Origin of the sequence: Vibrio sp. D431a, assembly GCF_030248655.1 — a bacterium.
Taxonomy (GTDB): domain Bacteria; phylum Pseudomonadota; class Gammaproteobacteria; order Enterobacterales; family Vibrionaceae; genus Vibrio; species Vibrio alginolyticus.
Genome location: NZ_JAHGAP010000014.1, coordinates 44,241 through 65,673, shown reverse-complemented (window position 1 = coordinate 65,673; position 21,433 = coordinate 44,241). Strand labels below are relative to the sequence as shown.

22 protein-coding genes are annotated in these 21,433 nt (G+C 44.9%); 7 read left to right on the top strand and 15 right to left on the bottom strand.

Annotation, left to right across the window (positions count from 1 at the left end; genetic code table 11):
* The first annotated feature begins 33 nt into the window (after positions 1-33).
* Together KJB35_RS12945 and KJB35_RS12940 are read left to right on the top strand one after the other, a co-directional pair.
* Positions 34-939: a DMT family transporter gene (locus tag KJB35_RS12945; RefSeq protein ID WP_005379208.1), complete on the top strand. Its 906-nt coding sequence runs from the start codon at positions 34-36 to the stop codon at positions 937-939.
* A gap of 194 nt (positions 940-1,133) precedes the next feature.
* Positions 1,134-3,581 (top strand): EAL domain-containing protein, encoded by a 2,448-nt coding sequence (locus tag KJB35_RS12940; protein ID WP_005379207.1) that lies wholly within the window; start codon positions 1,134-1,136, stop codon positions 3,579-3,581.
* A gap of 18 nt (positions 3,582-3,599) precedes the next feature.
* Here the strand turns inward: KJB35_RS12940 and KJB35_RS12935 are convergent, their stop codons facing one another.
* Genes KJB35_RS12935 through KJB35_RS12920 form a run of 4 tightly spaced genes read right to left on the bottom strand, consistent with a single transcriptional unit; the run spans position 3,600 to position 5,841 of the window.
* Entirely contained in the window at positions 3,600-4,670 is a 1,071-nt protein-coding gene (locus KJB35_RS12935) for an AI-2E family transporter (RefSeq protein WP_005379202.1), read from the bottom strand.
* A 45-nt stretch (positions 4,671-4,715) separates the two neighbouring features.
* On the bottom strand, positions 4,716-5,042 hold the full coding sequence (locus KJB35_RS12930) for a hypothetical protein (RefSeq protein WP_005379200.1): 327 nt from the start codon (positions 5,040-5,042) through the stop codon (positions 4,716-4,718).
* Complete coding sequence (locus KJB35_RS12925) at positions 5,032-5,544, bottom strand: phage holin family protein (RefSeq protein ID WP_005379198.1); 513 nt, start codon at positions 5,542-5,544, stop codon at positions 5,032-5,034. Before KJB35_RS12925 ends, KJB35_RS12930 begins: the two co-directional genes overlap by 11 nt.
* Before the next feature lie 48 nt (positions 5,545-5,592).
* Positions 5,593-5,841 carry a hypothetical protein gene (locus KJB35_RS12920; protein WP_005379196.1) on the bottom strand — a complete coding sequence of 83 codons (249 nt, stop codon included), beginning with the start codon at positions 5,839-5,841 and terminating at the stop codon, positions 5,593-5,595.
* A gap of 362 nt (positions 5,842-6,203) precedes the next feature.
* Here KJB35_RS12920 and KJB35_RS12915 point away from each other — a divergent pair, with 362 nt between their 5' ends.
* Together KJB35_RS12915 and KJB35_RS12910 are read left to right on the top strand one after the other, a co-directional pair.
* A complete protein-coding gene (locus KJB35_RS12915; protein WP_005379194.1) occupies positions 6,204-6,641 on the top strand; it encodes a DUF2383 domain-containing protein in 438 nt (145 codons plus the stop codon).
* 148 nt (positions 6,642-6,789) lie between these two features.
* Entirely contained in the window at positions 6,790-7,188 is a 399-nt protein-coding gene (locus KJB35_RS12910; RefSeq protein WP_005379193.1) for a hypothetical protein, read from the top strand.
* 201 nt (positions 7,189-7,389) lie between these two features.
* Here the strand turns inward: KJB35_RS12910 and KJB35_RS12905 are convergent, their stop codons facing one another.
* The 5 genes from KJB35_RS12905 to KJB35_RS12885 form a co-directional block, all read right to left on the bottom strand.
* The gene (locus KJB35_RS12905) at positions 7,390-9,054 is read right to left on the bottom strand and encodes a diacylglycerol kinase family protein (RefSeq protein WP_005379192.1); all 1,665 of its coding nucleotides are present in this window, start codon (positions 9,052-9,054) and stop codon (positions 7,390-7,392) included.
* A gap of 144 nt (positions 9,055-9,198) precedes the next feature.
* On the bottom strand, positions 9,199-9,630 hold the full coding sequence (locus KJB35_RS12900; RefSeq protein ID WP_005379185.1) for a hemerythrin domain-containing protein: 432 nt from the start codon (positions 9,628-9,630) through the stop codon (positions 9,199-9,201).
* Positions 9,631-9,734: 104 nt separating this feature from the next.
* A complete protein-coding gene (locus KJB35_RS12895; RefSeq protein ID WP_005379178.1) occupies positions 9,735-9,932 on the bottom strand; it encodes a hypothetical protein in 198 nt (65 codons plus the stop codon).
* Between the two features lie 8 nt (positions 9,933-9,940).
* On the bottom strand, positions 9,941-10,117 hold the full coding sequence (locus KJB35_RS12890) for a DUF1328 family protein (RefSeq protein WP_005379177.1): 177 nt from the start codon (positions 10,115-10,117) through the stop codon (positions 9,941-9,943).
* Positions 10,118-10,162: 45 nt separating this feature from the next.
* The gene (locus KJB35_RS12885; protein ID WP_005379174.1) at positions 10,163-10,714 is read right to left on the bottom strand and encodes a BON domain-containing protein; all 552 of its coding nucleotides are present in this window, start codon (positions 10,712-10,714) and stop codon (positions 10,163-10,165) included.
* Between the two features lie 436 nt (positions 10,715-11,150).
* Between KJB35_RS12885 and KJB35_RS12880 the strand changes: the two genes are divergently transcribed.
* The gene (locus tag KJB35_RS12880; RefSeq protein WP_005379172.1) at positions 11,151-12,494 is read left to right on the top strand and encodes a sigma-54-dependent Fis family transcriptional regulator; all 1,344 of its coding nucleotides are present in this window, start codon (positions 11,151-11,153) and stop codon (positions 12,492-12,494) included.
* 93 nt (positions 12,495-12,587) lie between these two features.
* Here KJB35_RS12880 and KJB35_RS12875 read toward each other — a convergent pair whose 3' ends face one another.
* The 3 genes from KJB35_RS12875 to ftnA all read right to left on the bottom strand — a co-directional run bounded on the left by KJB35_RS12875 (position 12,588) and on the right by ftnA (position 14,903).
* Complete coding sequence (locus KJB35_RS12875) at positions 12,588-13,781, bottom strand: NAD(P)/FAD-dependent oxidoreductase (protein ID WP_005379170.1); 1,194 nt, start codon at positions 13,779-13,781, stop codon at positions 12,588-12,590.
* A gap of 179 nt (positions 13,782-13,960) precedes the next feature.
* On the bottom strand, positions 13,961-14,284 hold the full coding sequence (gene uspB / locus KJB35_RS12870) for a universal stress protein UspB (RefSeq protein WP_005379169.1): 324 nt from the start codon (positions 14,282-14,284) through the stop codon (positions 13,961-13,963).
* 91 nt (positions 14,285-14,375) lie between these two features.
* Positions 14,376-14,903, bottom strand: a complete 528-nt coding sequence (gene ftnA, locus KJB35_RS12865) for a non-heme ferritin (RefSeq protein ID WP_005379167.1) — start codon at positions 14,901-14,903, stop codon at positions 14,376-14,378.
* 282 nt (positions 14,904-15,185) lie between these two features.
* On the opposite strand from ftnA, the gene uspA reads away from it, so the two are divergent.
* Together uspA and KJB35_RS12855 are read left to right on the top strand one after the other, a co-directional pair.
* The gene (gene uspA, locus KJB35_RS12860; RefSeq protein WP_005379165.1) at positions 15,186-15,611 is read left to right on the top strand and encodes a universal stress protein UspA; all 426 of its coding nucleotides are present in this window, start codon (positions 15,186-15,188) and stop codon (positions 15,609-15,611) included.
* Between the two features lie 64 nt (positions 15,612-15,675).
* The gene (locus KJB35_RS12855; RefSeq protein ID WP_017635030.1) at positions 15,676-16,554 is read left to right on the top strand and encodes a carboxylate/amino acid/amine transporter; all 879 of its coding nucleotides are present in this window, start codon (positions 15,676-15,678) and stop codon (positions 16,552-16,554) included.
* A 69-nt stretch (positions 16,555-16,623) separates the two neighbouring features.
* On the opposite strand, the gene KJB35_RS12850 is transcribed toward KJB35_RS12855, so the two are convergent.
* From KJB35_RS12850 to KJB35_RS12840, 3 genes are all read right to left on the bottom strand, one after another.
* The gene (locus KJB35_RS12850; protein ID WP_017635031.1) at positions 16,624-17,196 is read right to left on the bottom strand and encodes a hypothetical protein; all 573 of its coding nucleotides are present in this window, start codon (positions 17,194-17,196) and stop codon (positions 16,624-16,626) included.
* Between the two features lie 186 nt (positions 17,197-17,382).
* Positions 17,383-18,162 (bottom strand): class I SAM-dependent methyltransferase, encoded by a 780-nt coding sequence (locus KJB35_RS12845; RefSeq protein ID WP_017635032.1) that lies wholly within the window; start codon positions 18,160-18,162, stop codon positions 17,383-17,385.
* 89 nt (positions 18,163-18,251) lie between these two features.
* Positions 18,252-21,377, bottom strand: coding sequence for an EAL domain-containing protein (locus KJB35_RS12840; protein ID WP_053307269.1), 3,126 nt, complete (start codon positions 21,375-21,377; stop codon positions 18,252-18,254).
* Between the last annotated feature and the right edge of the window lie 56 nt (positions 21,378-21,433).

The window sequence follows — 21,433 nt, the reverse complement described above, 5'->3', positions numbered from 1 at the left end:
AAACCGAGCGGCACATCATCACGCAGAGGCATCATGAACGAGCGTCGCGCCCTAGGATTTGGGCTCTCAGCAGTATTACTTTGGTCTACCGTTGCAACCGCATTTAAACTCACGCTGGCAGAATTTACGCCGATTCAAATGCTATGCATTGCCAGCATCGTCTCTGCGATTGCACTAACAGTAATCTGTGGTGTGCAAGGTAAACTGGGCCAGTTAAGCGCTACATTTTTCTCAAACCCTTGGTATTACCTACTGCTTGGGTTGATTAACCCTTTGGCGTATTACGTTATTCTGTTCAAAGCATATGACTTGCTGCCCGCATCTCAGGCTCAAGCGATCAACTACAGCTGGGCCATCACCTTAACGCTAATGGCCGCTGTTTTCTTAGGACAAAAGATCCGTGGTAAGGACTGGCTGGCTTGCGGTTTTAGTTATGTCGGCGTGATAGTGATTGCCACACAAGGCAATCTTTTAGGCATGGAATTTGAGAGCCCGTTGGGTGTTGGTCTTGCGCTGCTATCAACACTGCTGTGGGCCGGTTACTGGATTTTAAATACCAAAAATAAGGCGGACCCTGTGGTTGGCGTTCTGCTCGGCTTTTTGGTCGCTATTCCATTCGCCATTGGTTTAAGTCTTTATGAAGGTGCTGACTGGCAGATGATCTCAGCTAAAGGCTGGGCAGCGGTGACGTATGTCGGACTGTTTGAAATGGGGATCACTTTCGTTTTGTGGCTGAGCGCACTCAAATCAACGCAAAACACCGCGCGTATCAGTAATCTGATCTTTGCTTCTCCATTTATCTCACTCATGTTGTTAGCTACCATCATCGGCGAAGAAATTCATCCTTCAACCTTGATTGGCCTGGTATTGATCATCAGTGGCTTAGTCATTCAGCAAGTCTCATGGGGCAAGAAAACCAAAGCGGTAAACGCTTCTTAATCACCTATCAAAAGCCCTAAAAAACGATGCAATAAGTTGGATAAAAAAGAGATATAGATAACATTTTAATGATAGAAAGCACTTTACGCTGCTAGGATTTAGCTACGCGTTGGATACGATACTCACAAAGCCCAATAGCTTACGCTAGATTCTAATATAATTACCTTTGGGCGATTTAGGACTCGTTATTAATTATGTTTCGCTTCGCTATTCCTTCGCCTTTGATGGCAGACTGGCAACACGTTCTGCGACAATGCTGTAATGTAACTCAAGCTCAGGGACAGCTTTATACTCTGAGCGATACTCAGCAGTGGCTATCGACTGAGGTGTCCACCTCAACCCAAAATCATCGTGCTATCGTCGATGTGATAACGCAAGTTGTCGATCACTTTACGCCGACAGATTTTACAGTTAGCCATACCCCCTTTGAAGAGCAAACCTTGAGCATTGGACCGATTTGGCTACCTAATGGCGAATTGCTTGCCGTACTGACACTGACTCACCCTAATGATCAATCAACGGTTGTTTCGGCATGGCTAAGCGCAATCGCGGGGCGGATCAGCTTTGATATCAACTTGCACTGTCAGCAAGAACAAACGCGACATCAAAGCGCGGAAATAAAGCCAACACCAACACTACAAGAGTTTATCGACTGCCTTGAAGACCACGTATGGATAAAAGGCATGGATGGTCTTTATTCGATGACCAATCGAAGCGTAGAAAATGCGTGGCAAAAAACCAACAGTGAAATCATTGGCAAAGACGATTTTGCCCTGTTTAGCCATGAACGTGCGGAAAAATTCATTGATGCCGATAAATTGGTGGTAGCCACTGGCACGCAAAATATTGTTGAAGAATGCCGTCAAATTGATGAAAACAATAACCCCACTTGGCTAGAAACCATTAAGTCTCCTGTCCGTGATCATGCGGGAAACTTAATCGGCATTCTGGGGATGACACGTAACATCACCCGCCGAAAAATGGTAGAAACGCAGCTCTCCTTAGCGTCCCAAATTTTCAACAATTCGCAAGAAGGCATGGTCATTACAGACCGCAATGCCAACATCATTGATGTAAACACGGCTTTTACCCAAATTACAGGTTACCGCTCTGAAGAGGTGATAGGAAAAAACCCACGAATTCTGCGCTCAGGCCATCATGATCAAGGTTTCTATCAACAGTTGTGGCATCAACTCGAAAACAAAGGCCAATGGAAAGGCGAATTCATCAACAGAAAGAAAGATGGCAGCATTTATCCGCAATTAGCGACCATTAGCGCCGTAATGGACGATAAAAACCACCTTATTAACTACATTTGTGTGTTTGAAGATATCTCTGTGCGTAAGGCACACGAAGAAAAGCTACAACGCATGGCTTTTTACGATCCATTAACCAATCTACCTAATCGAACCCATTTACTCAGCTTACTTGAGCAACACATCGAAACCGGACACAAAAACCAGCAGACGTTTGCCACCCTATTCTTAGATATCGACCATTTCAAACACATCAACGATAGCATGGGCCATTTCTGTGGTGACCAATTGCTGTCTAAGTTAGCGATTCGTCTGCAAGATGTGCTTCACCTCAATGCGCATGTGGCTCGCATTGGCGGCGATGAATTTGTGATTATTTTGCCAGACATCCATAGTGATGTTGCCTTACTGGAAACCGTCGGCGATATTCTAAGCGTATTCCAGCAACCATTCGACTTGGCAAACCACGACTCACTTCGTGTCTCGACCAGTATTGGTATTGCCTTGTACCCAAGAGACGGTCAAGACAGTGAAACCTTACTGAAAAACGCAGACACCGCGATGTACTTAGCGAAGAAAAATGGACGCAACGGCTACGCGTTTTACTCACCGGATTTGACCGATAAATCCGTATCCCATGTACGCATTCAATCCGCTTTGCATCAAGCAATAGAAAAACAACAACTCCGGTTAGAATTCCAACCGCAATACAATTTGGAACAAAATACGATTGTCGGCGTGGAAGCTTTATTACGCTGGCAGCATCCAGAGTTTGGCCCTGTACCACCAGCAGACTTTATTCCAATTGCAGAAAAAACAGGGCTGATTCAAAGCATTGGTGAGTGGGTGTTACAACAAGCTTGTTTGCAAGGTAATGCTTGGCTGGACCAAGGCATCGAGTTTGGCAAAATCGCCGTCAATGTTTCTGCGTTGCAGCTTCAGCAGTCAAATTTCATTCAGCGATTAAGTACTATCCTCGATAACACCGGATACCCTGCCCAACGGTTAGATTTGGAGATCACAGAGAGCTTTTTACTGATCGACCCTCAACAAGCCATTGCATCGTTAAATCAATTACGAGAGCTGGGTATTGAGATTTCTCTGGATGACTTTGGAACTGGCTATTCGTCTTTGTCTTACTTGAAAGGTTTGCCAATCAACAAACTGAAAATTGACCGCTCATTTGTCAGTGATGTCCCAAGTAATAGCGACAGCAACGCGATTGTGAATGCCATTATTGCCATGGGAAAAACGCTGTCGTTGAAAGTCGTCGCGGAAGGGATAGAAACTCGGGAACAAGCCGATTACTTATTCGAAAAAGGCTGTATTTATGGTCAGGGATATTTATTTAGTCAGCCAGTGAGCGCTGGAAAACTGTTTCGTTGAACCAGCTTGACCCTCAAGTCACTCTCGCGGTGCCACGTCCGCGGAGGTGATTTGCTTTGCTTGATTTTGGGTTGATTGGCATAGCTCTAGACGATCAACCAAAATATTGATACAAACCAGCAACGGCACACCGATCAATAGTCCCATTCCGCCCCAAAGCCAGCCCCAAAAAACAAGCCAAACAAAAATCACTAACGGGTTTAAGTTAAACCTTTTCCCCAATAGTGTTGGTGTAACAAACTGACTTTCAATCAAATTGAGCAGTAAATAGATAGACACCACCGTCAGCATAAAACTGACCGACTCCAACTGAAGATAAGCAACAAAGCCAAAGCTCACCATGGATATGACAGGGCCGAGGTACGGCGCAAAATTCATCACGCCTGCAAATGCGCCCCATAGAAATGGATCTTCAAGGCCTAGAACAAAAAACACGGCCCCGACACTCAACCCCAGCCCAGCATTCACTAAAGTGATGGTGCCAATGTATCGAGATAGGTCTTTCTGTAGCGCTTTGACCAACTCAATCGCTTGGCGCTGTTTGGCGAACCCATGTAAGTAAGACACTGACTTTCGAAATAAGCTTCGTCCATGATTGAGCATAAAGTAAACCATAAACAGCACGATCATCGCTTGTGTCAAAATCGTCGGCGTCGTGGTCGCGAGCGTTTTTACCAAAGAAAATACGGTGTTGTTCCCGACCTCATCCATACTCATATCGTTGGCGATATTCAATGGAGTATTAAGGTGATCAGCCGAAGCTTTAGTAACTTCGCTTACTTCTTGCGACACATTTTTCACGATACTGGGCAGCTCAGACCACCATTGCTTGGCGGGCTCCGACATGGCGGCAAGACCAATAATTGAGGCGCCAACGAGGAATGACAGCGTCAACACGACGGTAATAGCACGTGGTAAACCTTTGTCTTCAAGATAATTAATGAAAGGGCTGCACAGCAGAGAAATAAAGGTGCTAAGCACAATAGGTAACAATATTGGCTTGGCAAAATACAGCCCTGGGACGAGTAACAGGACGAGAAGCGTTGCACCAATCGCAGTGTTGGCAGGAATGTTCAATTTCGCTGTCATAATAAGCTCAGAATCGGTAAGAAAATTTTGCGGTGAAATCCGCTATTAGAGTGGTTCGCCCTCTGTCGTCGCAGCGTTGCTTACTTGTGTTGCTGCATTTCCATTTTGCTCCGCATCTGACTCATCCAGAGAAGCTGCCGCGACCGGCTTTGTGAGCGAATCGGTAATATCAGACACGCTGCTAACCAATAGCCCCATTGACGAAATAGAAGAAGTCAGTCGAGACAATCGACCTGCTTTTGCTGCGGTAACGGCAACGACAGCACTAATGCCTAATGTCGTCCAAGGGTTTTCTCTCACAAACTTCTTGGTGGTAAACGTGAACATTTCCATCGACAAACAGCATTGCTCTAGAGACGCTTTACCTTCCATCCGCTTGATCCGCATGGCTCGATTGAGCTTTTGTAGCGAGCGCATCCCACCCCTCCTGTAATTGTTCTGTCGTATTTTTGAATCCAAGAAATCCAACTAAACGCTTCTGCCACCAGGCTAAAGCAAATAATGCCAAGCCTAATGATGTGATAAATACACCCACGGCAACATACACGTTGGCAGTTAACTGATAAGCCACCACCCCAGAGGCAAGGCACAAACTGAATACGAACAATACCGACAATAGAGTAAAAACAACGGTACACAGCAAAATCTGACGCACTGCGGACACGTTAACTTTCATCTCCAAGAGGAACAAATCCAACGTTGAACCTGACCATGCTTTTAGCGATTTCGTCAGTTGGTCCAATTGCGCAAGAATGCTGCTCAAACCATTAATGGTTTGTTGGATATCCTGTTCTTCTGCCCCATCAGGGGCTCGGCCGCTGTCTGAAGCCGCCGAGCCTGATTGCTGATTGGTAACTTGCCCTGAGTTATTCATGTGAAGCCTCGCCTTTCTGTTGTGTGGCTTAATCCTTGGTGACCACTATTATTTGATCAGCTTCGAAACCGCCCAACCAGCAAGGAAGGCACAGCCTATGCTCAGCAATGGGCGCTCCTTGATTACATTTTCTGCCGACTTAGTCGCCTGCTGAACTTGCTGTGCACCGACATCCAGCTTCTCTTTGGCTTGATCTTTCATCGCGCCAACGGCTTCCGTCGTGGCTTGTTCCGCTAAGTGATATGCTTCTTCTAACTGCTCTTGAGGTTTTACTGTGCTTTCTTTTGTAGTAGCCATAACTAGCCTCCATTAATGAGTTGAATAGTGAATCAAGTGAAACAATGTTTGACCTCACTTACTCCCTACAAAGCCATATCCATGCCAGAATTTTAAGTTATTGTTTTTTATTTATTTTATTTTTATTTCGATAAAAATCCGTATCTGTACGTGTAATTCTTTCCAGGCTTTCCCCGCCATTCTTGTAATTTTTTCTTAGCGCCTTACCGACTGTTAGCAAGTTATTGCAAAAAAAAGACATTAAGTCACTGATTAATAAGACTTAAAATTCATTGGCATACAACCTGCAATTAAAGATGAAACATCGTGTTTGTATTCCATACGCTCAAACACCCCTATCACCAGTAAATAAGGAGTGGCATATGAAAAATGAAAACATCGCCTCAATCATTGAGCTTATCGAAAGCGGAAATGAAATTTACAACAAGGCCATCGAGAACATTGACAACACTTCTTTGAATAATGTGTTGGTAGAACTGCTCAGAGTACGTGAGCGTGCAGTCATTGAGCTCACTCCCTACTCTCTAGCAAGTAACAATGAAGAATCTGCCGACGACACTCCGGTTTCCTACACCATCAAGGCGCGTGAGGTCTACAGCGACGTGATGAAGGAAGTGTCCTCTGACAAAGAGTCTATGTATTTAGAACAGCTTGAAGGTGTCGAAAGCAAGGTACTCAAAGAGATTGAGAATTTGATTACTTCCCACCCAGAGCAGGCGGATAACTCGGTTCTGCTGAAAGTTCGTAGCGATATAAAAAGCTGCAAAGAAAAACTCAGCAGCATCAGCCTTATTAGCTAAAACTTGGTGGTCGCCTTTGCAATAAAGCTCGGTATTGATCAAAGAAATGGCCAACTTGCTTTGGCCATTTCTGACAAGCCCACAGGCGCATTAACATAACCATCACGAGAAATGTCCCACGACAATAGTCATAAATAAAGAGGTCACTATGACATTGGATAACAATCGAGTAAGGGAGCTACTCGTAAAAATGACACACCATCGCCAAACGTGTTTGCCTCTCGTTAACCCGCAATCACATATGACACTCGCAAGAGCGGCATATCGATTCGTGAAAATAGAAAAAGTGATGATCAAAAAGATGGCGAAGCTGTTTTTCGACCAAGATGGTGAACAATTCATTGCAGAAAATGCCACCGAATACGGCGTTGCCGAGCTAGGTAATTACAAAGAAATGCATTTTATGAATAAATTACTGTTAGATGATTTAAAAGCCCTGCTTAGAGCCATTGACGACACCAACTTAACCGCACTTGTTTCTTATTGGTTAGCTGCTTTACAAGTTGAAAACGATGAAATTGAAAAGCACTTACCTCAGGGTGAGTAATTATACTCGCCCTTCTTTCTTCACTTTGTTTAACCCTCATCCCCAATCAACCTAATAAAAAGGTGTAGATAGACAAAAGCCGCTGCATCTACGCAGCGACCTTAATAGCCTTTTTACGACGCACACCAAATCATCAAACAACACAGAAAAAGCGCCATGTAGAATACGAAGCAAATGGCGCGTTATCCGCGGATTACAGTGTTAAAGCGAAGCTGATTTACGTCTCTGGCTTGGAACAAATACGTTCAATGACTTTGGACGCAGCTTGATTGCCAGTTGCTCATCAGAATACAGTTCACCATCAATCACATACTCAATCGGTTTATTCGCAGAAATAGTGACGCTCTGAGCCGTCGCGTATTGAAAATGTGTCGATTCTTCCTGTGCGCCTACGCTCGTTAATGTCAGATCCGACAAGGCGATAAGACGTCCGCCTAAAGACTCGGTGTTATCTAAATATGTGATATGCAGCTTGCCATCATCAGGCTGCGGCGCATCACCACCTTGGGCAAGCAACGTACTAAATGGAGCGATATTCGCAACGACAAAACTATGGACTTCAAGCGTTTGTGTATTATTGTCGTGGTTTCCATCTTCAGTTGGAGCGTCTAACGAAACGGTTAAAGCTTGCGTTTCTTCCGCCACTACAGCATTAAAAAAGCCAGTGAGGTAAGCGAGTTGTCCAAAAACATTTTTCTCTTCTCGCTGAGCGTGCTCGATCATCTTCTGTTCTAGCCCAATACCTAAGACCAATAAAATAAGCCGCTGATTGCAGTCCGCAGTATCAATACGTTGGCAGTGTCCGCCAAGCAACGCTTCACACGCTTTTTCGACCGGTGAGAATTTGGCGCCAACGCCATAGAGCACATGACATAACGCATTGGCAGTTCCGAGCGGAACAATACCGAGTTTTAGGTCGGTATCCACCAATTGGCTAGCCACCTCTGTTACTGTGCCATCGCCACCAGCTACGATGATTTGCTTAGCTCCACTTTCTTTTGCCTGTTGTGTTAGCTGCTCGGCGCTGAGGTTTGTGGTGGTTTGATGAATACTCAAGCGATATTTTTGGGTTAGCTCACGAATCAAGTGCTGTTCGTTTTCCTCCCATTTGCCGCCACCTGAAACAGGGTTAACCACCATCCAAGTGGATTGATCCAGCCCCAGTACGCCTTTTTCACTGATCGCTCGTAACGTCCTAATCTGTAATTTATTTAATCTCGCGGTACTACGTACGTCATTGATTTTTTTCATCACAGATTCAACCGTCAGTGACGGGTCTTTGCTCAGTAAATACGCCGCCACAACAAACACTGAACGACCACGCCCTAACGCACAATGCACAACCACAGCCCGCGAGCACGAGATTTGAGTATCAATCCAGTTAATCGCATGGCGAAGGCGCTCTAGCGTTGGGGCTTTGTGGTCGAGTACCGGAATCGAAAGGTAATGAAACTGCTTGTCGGTCATCGCACTTTCAAGGCCTGCAAATTCTGCAGTGACATCGACAATACAAGAGATCTCATTGGATTCGAGAAAATCTAAGTCACTCTGAAACAAACGGCGAGATAGGTATAAATTGTCGCTGACTTTTTGGATTGGAGGTACTGTATCACGCCGTCTTTCCCAGGCGTTATACGCTCTAGCCCCCAATAAAAATGGGATGAATGCCCAGCGAATCCATCTGACAATCTTGCCATCTTGGTTTTTTCTAAAAATAGAGGGAATGTCGAATACGTAGGCTACGCTGACCAACGCTAAAGAAAGAGATATCCACAAGAACAGCAGACTAACGATAATTTGAGGCGTATAGATAGCGGCCAATAAACTGATCAGAGCGCCAAGAATATAATATTTGATGATAAACATTCGCTCTCCTTGCCTTCAGCGAGTGCACTTTTTAGTGGAAGTTAGAATACACGGGGGATTGAGCTTGGATACATGAACTTGAGTAAACGCCTTGATTGAGTGCCTTCCCGTGCCGAAATGGCACGAAAAGGTCCAACACTCTACCTAGCTTGCCATCTCTTCAACATAACCATCCGCTAGTTTCATTTTCTGCTTATCGGTCATTACCTTACCGGCTAACTGGAAGAAACGCTGCTCTTCTTCCTCAAGATGGTGCAACACTTTGTGACGCAAGGTTTTCATTAGGTTGAGCCACGCTGGCGAGCTCATATCGGTTGCATCAAGCTGTGCAATCACTTTATCAATTTCATGATGCTCTGCGATGCCATGGCGAGTGAGATCAATGGTCTTATCGCTATCTATTAAAGGCGCGTAGAAAAATCGCTCTTCTGCCGCTGCGTGCTGTTCGAGTTCCTCTTTAAGGTTGTGGTAAAACTCTTCACGAGCAGGGGAATCTCCAGACGTTTCCATCAGAGCATCGAGTAAAAGGCGCTGCTTTTCATGACTCTCTTTCAGTACATCAAATATGTTTTTCATCTTTGACTCCTTATCTGATTGTAAACAATTGGGACAAAAGGAAGGGCGGTGATTGACCGCCCCTCTCTTACATAGCTATGCGTAAAAAACCTAACCTGATTCGGCTAACAGTCTTGGTCTTCAGCGTTTAGATTTTCTTTAATGTTTTCACATTCATCTTCAATCGCATTTTGGGTTTCTTCGGCGGCTTCATCTATCTTTTTGCCGGCCTGTTCCATTGGCCCTTCTTCACTACAAGCTGCCAACGCAAACACCAAACCGAATACTGCGGCGATACGGTAAATAAATGACGTAAGTCGCATGAAATCTCCTATCTATTTACGTTTTTTCTTCCCAGCAGAACAATCACTATTGATACAATTAATGACAATAGGAATAGGTAAAATATCACTTGCGCGATAGAGGCAGCAGCTCCTGCAATACCGGTAAAGCCTAATAGTGCAGAAATTAGTGCCAGTGCCAGAAAAATAAACATCCAACGAACCATAGTGTTACCTCCTAATAAAAGTGGGTTAAATCACTCGGCTCGCTATTATTGAACCACTTCTAGCTTATCAATCACCTTATTTACGTCATTGGTGTTATTTGCAATTGAAATTGCAAGATCATGCTCCGCATCTGAATTAACTTTACCTGCCAACGTTACCGTTTTGCGTTCCGTCGTTACATCAATATCCGTACCACTCACATTGGTATCCATTAGTAGGCGCGTTTTAACTATAGTCGTGATTTTAGAATCGGTCAGTGTAGCTAAAGCTTCTGAATCAGTTTCTTTCTTGCCTTCATTCACTACTGACAATTCGTTGTTTACTTTTTTCACACCATCAAGACCAGTAACAAGCTCTTCGGCAAGTGATTTTTCAAGATCATTGTTTACCGAACCAGAAAGGGTAACGACCTGATTCTCAACATCGGTATTGATATCAAAAGAGTTGAGGTTACTGTTTAGCAGTAGTGTGGTTTCAGCTTTACCATCTAGCCAAGCGTCCATGGATTCTTTTTCCCATTTATCACTCGCTAAGACTGCTGTAGATGAAGTAGCAAGAACTGACGTAAGTACAATTTTAGCTGCGATGTTATTCATGGTAATTCTCCTTTATTGACGTTGCACTTCCCTAGGAGCAAACCATGTGCCAACTTTATAACTCATTGTTTTTAAGTAACTAATAAAGGAAAGAGGTAAAAATGAGATGAGCAATAAAGTATAAGCATGAATTATTTACACGTAAAAAATGTAATTTTTAATCGGTGATAAAGCCTCCGTCACTTGTGCCGAAATAACCTGATAAAACAGAAAGGCTATTTCTCCAGAATCAATTAATAGCAAAATTATTATTTTAAAAATAAAAATCTGAACAAAAGGAAATATCTACTGATGGCTCTCACCGATATATATCAAAAAGGGGCTAACAACATAAAAATACCGAACAAATCCTTAAATCTATGCTGACAATATTTTGTCTTGTGAAGTGAGAATAATCCACGTACATTGTTTCTGTCATAGTAAAGAGGACATTTCTATGTCGATGCCAAGCCTGTTTCTAAGAATACAAGATCCATCACTTAAAAATGCCATCGCTTCTTGCCAGGAACTGAACAAATTTCGTCTGCATGACATCGATGCCGCAGACCAATGGATTGAAGATTTCCTACAACTCAAACCGGAAGTTGCGATTGTTGAAGTCGCCCACTTTACTAGTGCAGATTATCAACGTCTTTCTAATATCGAAGACATCTACGATATGGACTTGATCATCATTAGCTCAGGCGCTCCAAACGAGAACTTGGATAAGCTGATGAACTTGGGTGCTATTTTTCACTACAGAAAGCCCGTTGATATTGCCATTCTGACGGACACCCTGAGCGAAGTCAGCCAGTACTATCAACACAAACAAGAGCAAGGGCGTAAAGTGTCCACCAGCGATCTTGACCAATTTGGTCTTTTGGTCGGCTCTTCCTCTCCGATGCATCAGCTCTATCGTATGATCAGGCGCGTTGCTAAAACAGAAGCCAACGTCCTTATTGTCGGTGAAAGTGGATCAGGCAAAGAACTGGTGGCGCAGACCATCCACTTAGCGAGTGAGCGTAAACAACAGCCCTTTATAGCGATTAACTGTGGTGCCATTAGCCCTGAATTGGTTGATAGTGAACTGTTTGGCCATGAGAAAGGCGCTTTTACCGGAGCAAATAAAACTCACCAAGGTGTATTTAAGCAGGCAGAGGGCGGCACGCTATTTTTAGATGAAATCACCGAGATGCCTATCGAGCATCAAGTGAAGCTATTGCGGGTGCTAGAAACCGGAGAGTATCGCCCAGTTGGCAGTAATACAGTTCATATCGCTAATACTCGCATCATTGCTGCTACAAACCGTGATCCTAAAATCGCCATTGAGGAGCAGTTCCTGCGTGAAGATCTGTTTTTCCGGTTATCGCATTTCCCATTAACGATACCGCCACTGCGAGAACGAGGCGGTGATATCGTCGGTCTGGCCAAGCACTTTATTGCACACCGCAACGCCAATGAGGCAAAAACCAAAACGATTCTTGACTCTGCGATCCAAAAAATCGCTGCACACGACTGGCCAGGTAATGTCCGTGAGCTCAAACACACGATCGAGCGTGCATTTATTTTGGCTGATGACACCATCCGAGATGAACACCTGATCTTCGACACACCACCATTGGAAACAGGCACCAGCATCGAAGACCTTGTTCCGGCGGGCGTTTCACTAGAAGAGCTAGAAAAAGCCGCCATTCTCAATACCCTTGAAGAGAATCAAGGCAATAAAACGGAATCAGCGCAGGAGTTAGGCATTAGCGTGAAAACGCTCTATAACAAACTCGAAAAGTATCAAGACGAGTAACTCGCTATGGGAATACAAAAAAAGCACTGAATAAAACTCAGTGCTCTTTTTGTATCTTATCTTTTATGCAGTTAGGCTGCGTTTGGTGTTTGATTAAACCCACTGACCCGCAACAAAACCGCTCGACCAGCACCACTGAAAATTGTAGCCCCCTAGCCAACCAGTCACATCCATCACTTCACCAATAAAATAAAGCCCTTTAATGTCTTTGCATTCCATGGTTTTCGAGGATAAGTGATCAGTATCGACACCGCCGAGTGTCACTTCCGCAGTTCGGTAGCCTTCAGTGCCATTCGGGGCGATATCCCAATGCTCTAGACGCTCCACAATCGCCGCAAGCTCCTTTTGATTGAACTGTTTTAGCGGTTTATCGACTAGCTCTTTACGTTCAATTAAGACTTCAACCAGACGCTTAGGCAGCACTTTGGCAAGCGTATTCTTGAGTGACTGATTTGGATGCTTCTCACGACTGCGTTCTAATAACTCAGCAACATCATCGTTTGGCACAAGATTGATCAACACCTTTTGTCCGGCCCGCCAGAATGAAGAAATCTGTAACACTGCTGGACCAGATAACCCACGATGTGTGAACAACAGGGCTTCTTTGAACATGGTGCCATCTTCAGCCGTAATTTCCGCAGGTACCGCGATACCAGATAACTCAGCAAAGTCTTCTTTGTCTTCTTTATGCAGAGTAAATGGTACAAGCCCTGCCGTGGTTGGGATAACTCGAAGACCAAATTGTTCCGCGACTTTATAACCAAATGGTGTCGCTCCCAGTTTTGGCATCGACAAGCCACCTGTTGCGATAACTAAAGACTCACATTCGACAATCTCAGTACCAGCATGCAAACGAAAGCCTTCATCAATTTTTTCAATCGAATGAACATCGCATTGGTAACGCTGCTCGATGTTCGGCATGTCACACTCAGCTAACAACATCTTCACGATATCTTTGGCCGTAAATGCTTCGACACAAAACAACTGGCCGTGATCACGCTCTTCGAACTCAATGCCATGTTTACACACCATCGAGATAAAATCCCAGTTAGTGTATTGGGAGAGCGCCGACTTAACAAAGTGCGGGTTTTGACACAAATAGTGATTAGCTGAAACGTCGTAGTTAGTGAAGTTACAACGACCACCGCCCGAGATAAGGATTTTACGTCCTGGCTTTTTAGCATGATCGAGCACCAAAACACGGCGGCCTCGCTTGCCTGCTTCTGCAGCACACATTAAACCTGCTGCGCCTGCGCCAATTACAACAACATCAAATTTCTTACTCATCGGTAGCTCTTAGACTGATTGGTATCAAATCAAAATAAAAAAGGATGTGCACATTGCACATCCTTGCTTTCTAGGCGCGACATTCTACCGACAAATACCGAAAGGGAAAAGCGCTTAAACTCTAAGCGCTCTGTATGTCCGCAAAATCTCAGACAGAACAACTTCTGGATTATTGACTCTTAGAGAATGAAGGCCGCAAGTAGCGTCACGCCGAGCAACGCGGTCGATAGAACAAACAATTCACGCACTCTTTCACACTTACCAGTAAAAATTTCATCGTGGTGATGATGATATTCTTTACTTTTAATGTAGTGATACAACCTCACCTGCTTGGTGACATTTCCATGAGTAGTAAAAAAACCATTACCATCAACTTGCTGATATAACAGCGGATGCGCTTCACGCATGATATAAATTAGAGAACGAAGAGCGGTGAGATACCGGACCATATTAACTCCAGTTACCACCATTAGCGCAAATAAGATTGTGTCTCCACTGATCATCTTTTCCTCCCTACATCTTCAACAATGCTCAAGAGAAAAAGACGACCAACACTTCGTCTTTACCCGCTACTTACAACGTCCCAAAACGCGTTTACGCAGCTGGAGCATCCATGATTGAAGATGAACCTTCTTTCGCCATTTGTGCTAGATCTTTGTCAATGAAGAACAACGCTTTACCGTCTTCACCTACCAGTTCGATCTTATCTAAAATCCCTTTAAACAACTTCTCTTCTTCGTGCTGTTCTGACACGTACCACTGTAGGAAGTTAAACGTTGAGTAGTCTTGGCTAGTAAATGCAACGTGCGCCAGTTTGTTGATTTTTTCCGTGATCATTTGCTCATGTTCAAATGTCTCGCGGAAAACGTCACCTAGGCTCGCAAAGTCATGCTTTGGCGCATCAATAGCGCCTAAGATTGGCATTGAGCCAGTTTCACTCACGTAAGTGAATAGGCGTTGCATGTGCTCCATTTCTTCTACGGCGTGAGCGCGTAAAAATTCAGCCGCACCTTCAAAACCTTTGTCTTCACACCAAGCACTCATTTGTAAGTATAGATTGGATGAGAAAAATTCTAGGTTAATTTGCTCATTCAATTGTTCGACCATAGTTTGAGACAGCATGTTAACTCCTATTATTGTGCATGCAATATACCCAAGTAACCTCGAAATAAATGACGCTGCGAGAATAGCTTGGTCTGGCAGACACGGCGAAGTTTCACTTCAACTCTAGTCAGTAACACTACGCTTATTTCAGCATATCAAAGTCACTTGGGTATAATGCCACTATAACATGATTACTGAGACAAGACTTTGTACCTACGGCACCGATATGAGATCACTTCAGCAAATTTTTTTTGGGGTTGGTGCTAATCTAAAACTATGACCTTACAAGGAGATAGCAATATGAGTTACAAACACATACTTGTGGCAGTCGACCTTTCAGACGACAGTAAAGTGTTGATTAAGAAAGCCGTATCACTGGCTAAACCTCTGGATGCGAAAGTCTCTTTTATTCACATCGACGTGAACTACGCAGAACTCTACACCGGGCTTATCGATATCAATATGGCAGAAGCGCAACATCAAGCAATGGAAGCATCGCGCACACAATTGGCAAACTTCGCTGAATATGCGCAATACCCAATTGCCCATACTTTAGTCGGTAGTGGCGATTTGAGTAATGAGCTGTGCGATACCATTCAAGATTACAGTATTGATTTGGTGGTTTGTGGTCATCACCAAGATTTCTGGAGCAAGATTCTATCTTCGACTCGACAGCTGATTAACTGCTCACCAGTCGATATGCTGGTCGTACCGCTAAAAGACTGATTGGCGCAGCGATAAAACTTGGTTAGACTGCGGGCACATTTGTTGTTGATAAAGATTCTCATCCATGGCTTATCTATCCGCAGTTACCCTACTTTGGGCATTCTCATTTAGCCTGATCGGCGTTTACCTCGCCGGTCAGGTTGATTCTTGGTTCTCGGTGTTCATGCGCGTGGCACTGGCGAGCCTGGTTTTCATTCCCTTTTTGAAATTCCGTGGCGTTAGCAAACCCCTGATCGCGAAACTGATGACCGTCGGTGGCTTCCAGCTCGGCTTGATGTATTGCTTCTACTACCAATCTTTTTTGCTCCTTTCCGTGCCAGAAGTATTGCTGTTCACCGTATTCACACCCATTTACGTCACGCTAATCTATGACTTCTTGAAAGGTCGCTTTTCACCTTGGTACTTAGTTACCGCTGCAATAGCCGTATTTGGTGCCGCCTGGATTAAATTTGCAGGCATTAATGAAGATTTCCTACTGGGCTTTTTGGTCGTACAAGGAGCAAACCTCTGCTTTGCCATCGGTCAGGTGGGCTACAAATATATCATGGAGAGTGAACCCGTCGATTTGCCACAACACACCGTGTTTGGCTACTTCTACTTAGGTGCACTTTGTGTAGCAACCGTGGCTTTCGCGCTCATGGGTAACCTCGACAAACTACCTACCACTGCAACACAATGGGGCATTCTGACATACCTTGGGTTGATTGCTTCTGGTTTTGGTTACTTTGCTTGGAACAAAGGCGCGACTATGGTGAACGCAGGTGCACTGGCAGTAATGAACAATGCATTGGTTCCGGCGGGCTTGATTGTAAACATTGTGATTTGGAACCGCGATGTTGATGTCATGCGACTCGCCATTGGCGGTGCGATCATCATGCTATCCCTATGGATTAACGAAACCTGGGTGAAAAAGCGCGTAGAGATGAGCTACGCCAATAAGTAACGCAGCTAATCCTATAAACATTTCGACAATAAAAAACGCTCTCCGACTGGAGAGCGTTTTTTTATTTGATTAATGCACTTTGGCTTGTGAGATTGCGTTCATCAAAGCATTAGGTGGCGTTGGCAGCAACACTTCTAGTTTCGCATTACGCGCTTCCAGTTTACGCTGACGCTTAAGTAACTTTTGTTGTTTTTTCGCCACTTTTAGCAACTTCTTTTGCTGCTTATAGTGCTTTTTCAGTGCTTTTTTCGCTTTCTTGAGCGATTTTTTATCGGCCAAATCAAACAGTGCAGGAGCCGCCATCGACACTGGTGTCACCACTTTCGCGGCTTGTTTCTTCTCTTTCACTCGCTCGACCACACGTTTCACGATCGCCGCCTTTTCTGCGCTGTGTTTTGACGTGACGGAAATGGATTGCGCAGGCAGCGCTTCAGCTAACAAACCGCATGCTTGTTGCTCGTTTAACGGCTTGTCTTGGCATTTTTGTGGAGGAATTGCGGCAGGCTTACACAATGAGTCTTTAGAAGCGGAAGAGCGTGCACAAGAGCGACAAACGAACTTAGGTGCGACGACCAAACGGTGAATGTCACCCAAGTTGGCCGCAATTTGTTTGCGGTTCATCTTACATAAGCGTTTAGACATTCGACTACTCCAGCTTCCCAATTATCGACAGCATCACAACAAGTGAAATAATAATAATTCTTAGTTAGATATACAGTCAGAGTGTCGAATTAGCAAGTGAAAACTATCAATAGTGTTCAGGAAAGAATGGCAGCGTCACAGCACTTGGTTCAATGCTGTGACGAGAAGTTTTTGCGAGTCAGGAGGTTATGCCATCGAGGCTTTGACGTAGACGTCGAAACGATTCTTTTTGGTTTCAATCGCCATGCTTGGCTTTTGCTCGTTCAGCCAATTCGCGTAGTCCGGGCGCTTAACTACTACACGCTTTGTGGCTAACGCCATGGCTGGTCCTAGTAGGCCATCGGCGTCCAAATCAGCGCCAACCAACGATTGGAAAACGCGCATTTCTTTTTTCACGAGCGCCGACTTCTTTTTATTTTCTGGGTGCGGATACATCGGGTCAAGATACACCACATCTGGCTGGACAAAGTCTTTATCTTGCGCCAATTGTTCCAGCGCATCATGGCTAGAAGCATGGATTAGCGACATGCGCTCAGATACCCAGGTGCCGATTTCTGGGTCTTGTTTCGCTCGATCCAAGCCATCATCTAACAAAGCCGCTACGACTGGATGACGCTCGACCATCTGCACTTTACAACCTAGCGAGGCGAGCACAAACGCATCACGACCAAGACCTGCCGTGCCGTCTAACACGGTTGGCGTTGCCCCTTTGTTCAACCCCGCAGCTTTCGCAATTGCCTGGCCTTTACCACCACCGAACTTGCGACGATGACCGACCGCACCACCAATCAAATCCACAAAGATTGCACCCAGCTTTGGCTCATCCACTTTACGTAGCTCCAAACGCTCGGTGGTTAGCACCAAAGCAAAATCGCTATCGTCAGTGTGTGAAAGCTGCCAACGCGCAGCGAGTTCATCAAGATGAGATTGTTGAGACGGGTTTTCACAGATCAATTGCAGTTGCAAAAGGAGGCTCCAATAAAAATCGAGGTAACTGGCGCTGAGTGTATACCTAAGTTACCTATTAATGCTAGGTTGAGCTTGCTACGCAGAGGTTATACAGCCGTCAGTTGCTCCACTAGCTCAGAAAGCGGCTTAGGATGGCCAATACCGTAGCCTTGGCCGTAGTCCACACCGAGGTCTATCAAATGCTGCATGACCTGGTCATTTTCGACAAACTCCGCCACCGTCACTTTGCCTAGTTGCTTCGCCAAGTCATTGATTGAACGAACCATCACGCGGTCCATTTCATTTACGTTGATATCTTGCACGAAAAGACCATCAATTTTCACGATATCGACAGGAAGTTTCTTTAAGTAACCAAATGAAGACAATCCAGATCCGAAATCATCCAATGCAATCATGCAACCCAAAGACTTTAGCTTGGTAAACAACTCAATGGCTTGATCCAGATTGCTCATCGCCGCTGTCTCGGTGATTTCTAAGCAGATTTTTTCACACGGCAGAGTCGAACTTTCCAATCGCTCCAATAAGAAGTCAATAAACTCTTGATTCCCCATAGATTGACCTGAAAGGTTTATCGAACAGCGACCAAGCTGTTCAACCACCTCAGGACGCTGTTCAAACCACTCTAGTGTTTGAGTAATAACCTGCTTATCAATCCAATGGGCAATGTTGTAGCGCTCGGAAGCAGGGATAAACAGCGCAGGAGAAACATAATCACCGTACCCATTGCGAATACGCACCAAAATCTCAAAATACATTTGAGTCTCGTGCTTTTGTAAGCTTTTTATCGGTTGAGCAAACAGTTCTAAACGTTGATTCGACAATGCCTCATGCACCAAATTGACGCTCTGCATTTCCATCTGACGACGCTGCAACTCTTCGTTATCTAAGCTGAATAGATTATAGCGGTTACGGCCTTGCTCTTTAGCGGCGTGACAAGCAGAGTCTGCTTGAGCGTGCACCATTTGTGGCGTATCAGCGGTATGATCGATGATACGGATACCAATTGAGCAACTGATGAACAGGCGTGTGTCTTCCCAAATAAAGAGGTGTTCGCTTAGTGTCGAGATGATCAGTTTGGCAATATTGATGGCGCCATATTCGTCACAGTCTTTGAGTAACACCGCAAACTCATCGCCTCCCATTCGAGCCAAGATGGAATTGTACGGCAGAACGCCTTCCAGCATACTTGCGCAGAATTGAATCGCCGCATCACCTGCATCATGCCCAACCGTATCATTGAGGACTTTTAGTTGATCTAAGTCGAGGTACAACATGGCGTGGACTCGACGATGGCTGTCCACTTCGCACAGTGCGGTCTTAAGCTCTAGTTCAAAATGGTTTCTGTTGTAAGTCCCCGTCAGTAAGTCATAGCGAGCTTGGTATTCCAATTTCTCGGAGAGCAGTTTGGTTTCGGTAATATCTTCGCCCACAATCAGCAGTTGCTCAGATTCACTCAGCGGACGAATATTCTCGCGCACCCAAACACGATGACCATTTGCATGACGATACTCGACTTCACGTCGCCAAACACCATGCACTTGCTGGTTGGGTTGCAATAACACTTGGCGAGGGAACAGCACTTTGTCATCAAAATAGAACTCCCTCAGGCGATGTCCGAGCATGTCCATCGGTTTGTAGCCAAGAAGTAGTTGAGCAAATCGATTCACTTCTTGAATTCGGTTATTACTATCAAGCGTCACCATCATCACGGGCTGCTGCTCATAATAGTTGCGTAGGGTTGACTCACGTTGGTAGAGCTTGTCCTCCATCAATTTACGACTGGTAATATCGCGCGCTTCAAACAAGTATTGCTTATGATTCCCTACTTGCTGAGAAAAAGGCTTGAGCGAAACTTCTAACACCAAGGCGCCGTGTTCTTTACTCCAAATTTCAGCTTCAAACGTCGACACTTGATGGTGAGGCGCATGGAAATACTCCTCTAGCAGCGCTTGGGCTTTCTCACTCCAGTTGGGATGAAACCAAAGTGGTCGGTCTAAACGCAGTCCTTGGTGATAAAGTAAGGATTGAAGGTGATCGTTGCCCGATTTAAGCACACCGTTGGCATCCAAAATGCCCATATACTGCATGCTCTGATCGAAAATCGATTCTAGAATAGCCTGGCTTTCTCGCGCAGCGCTCTCACTGCGACGCATCCGCTGTAAATAATAACCCATCAGCAAAATGACCACCGACATCACCACAAACAGACTACCAAACAGGCGAATTTCCTTGGCAAAACGTTCAGAAAGCTTCATTGGCTTATTAAAAAATACCGCAGAAACCTCTTGTTCAGCCCCCAATCCCCAACGCGCTACCGCTTGGTAATCGAGCTTTATTTCAGAATCACTTTTTTTCACGGCAGGCAGAGGCTGATCAGGGTTATCCAAAACGAATTCAAGCATCTCTGCACTCTCAATACCATGCCGATAACCACTTTGAATAACCCCTCCAACTGCGCCATGACCCAAACCAATGTCATGCACCATAAACAGCGGCGCGTTTGAGACTTTGTTGACACCAACCCAGTCACGCTCGCTGCCAACCATACCTTGTTTATCTCGGTAATAGGTCCAGAACAAGACGACTTTATCGGAACTCAGTTTTGCGACTTGTTGTTTTAGATCGATGATGCTGTCTGGGACAAGTTGTACGATTTTGTCTCGATATTGCGGGAACTTGAGGACAAAATTGTCGATTTGATAACGCAACACCTCACCGGTCACCGAGTGGTCACTGACGATGAGAACTTGTGTGTAGTTCGGATGTAAGCGCTCAATAAGAGCGAGATTCGCTTCCAAATCGACATCTTCCATGACTCCGGTTGCATTCAGAGAACGATGTAAAGAAGGATGGTAGTTATTAATGCCGTTAAATATAACTGGGGTGTCTTTGATGATTGGGGCTAAACGCTGCATGAGTTCAAGCGCATTGTTATCGCTCACTAAAATGGCATCGAATCGCTCTTTGCGTAATTTCGTAAGATATAAGGATTTTAGTTGTGCAAAAAACTGCTCACTCTGGTTACGTTTCGAGTCTAGATAGAGCACACGCATGTCCAGCGCTCGATCGCCCAGCTGTTGCTCGATGCCTCGCTGTATGGAGTCCGTCCAGAAAAAACCCTGATGATAGGAGTGCACGACCAACACCTTCGGATCTGAGGCCGTAGCAAACGCGCTCCAACATAGCGCGGCAATAACCAGAAAACGCTGCACATTATCTCCATAGCTCGGAGTTAACCCGCAGTTACTCCTGCCAAACCTTGTGAATC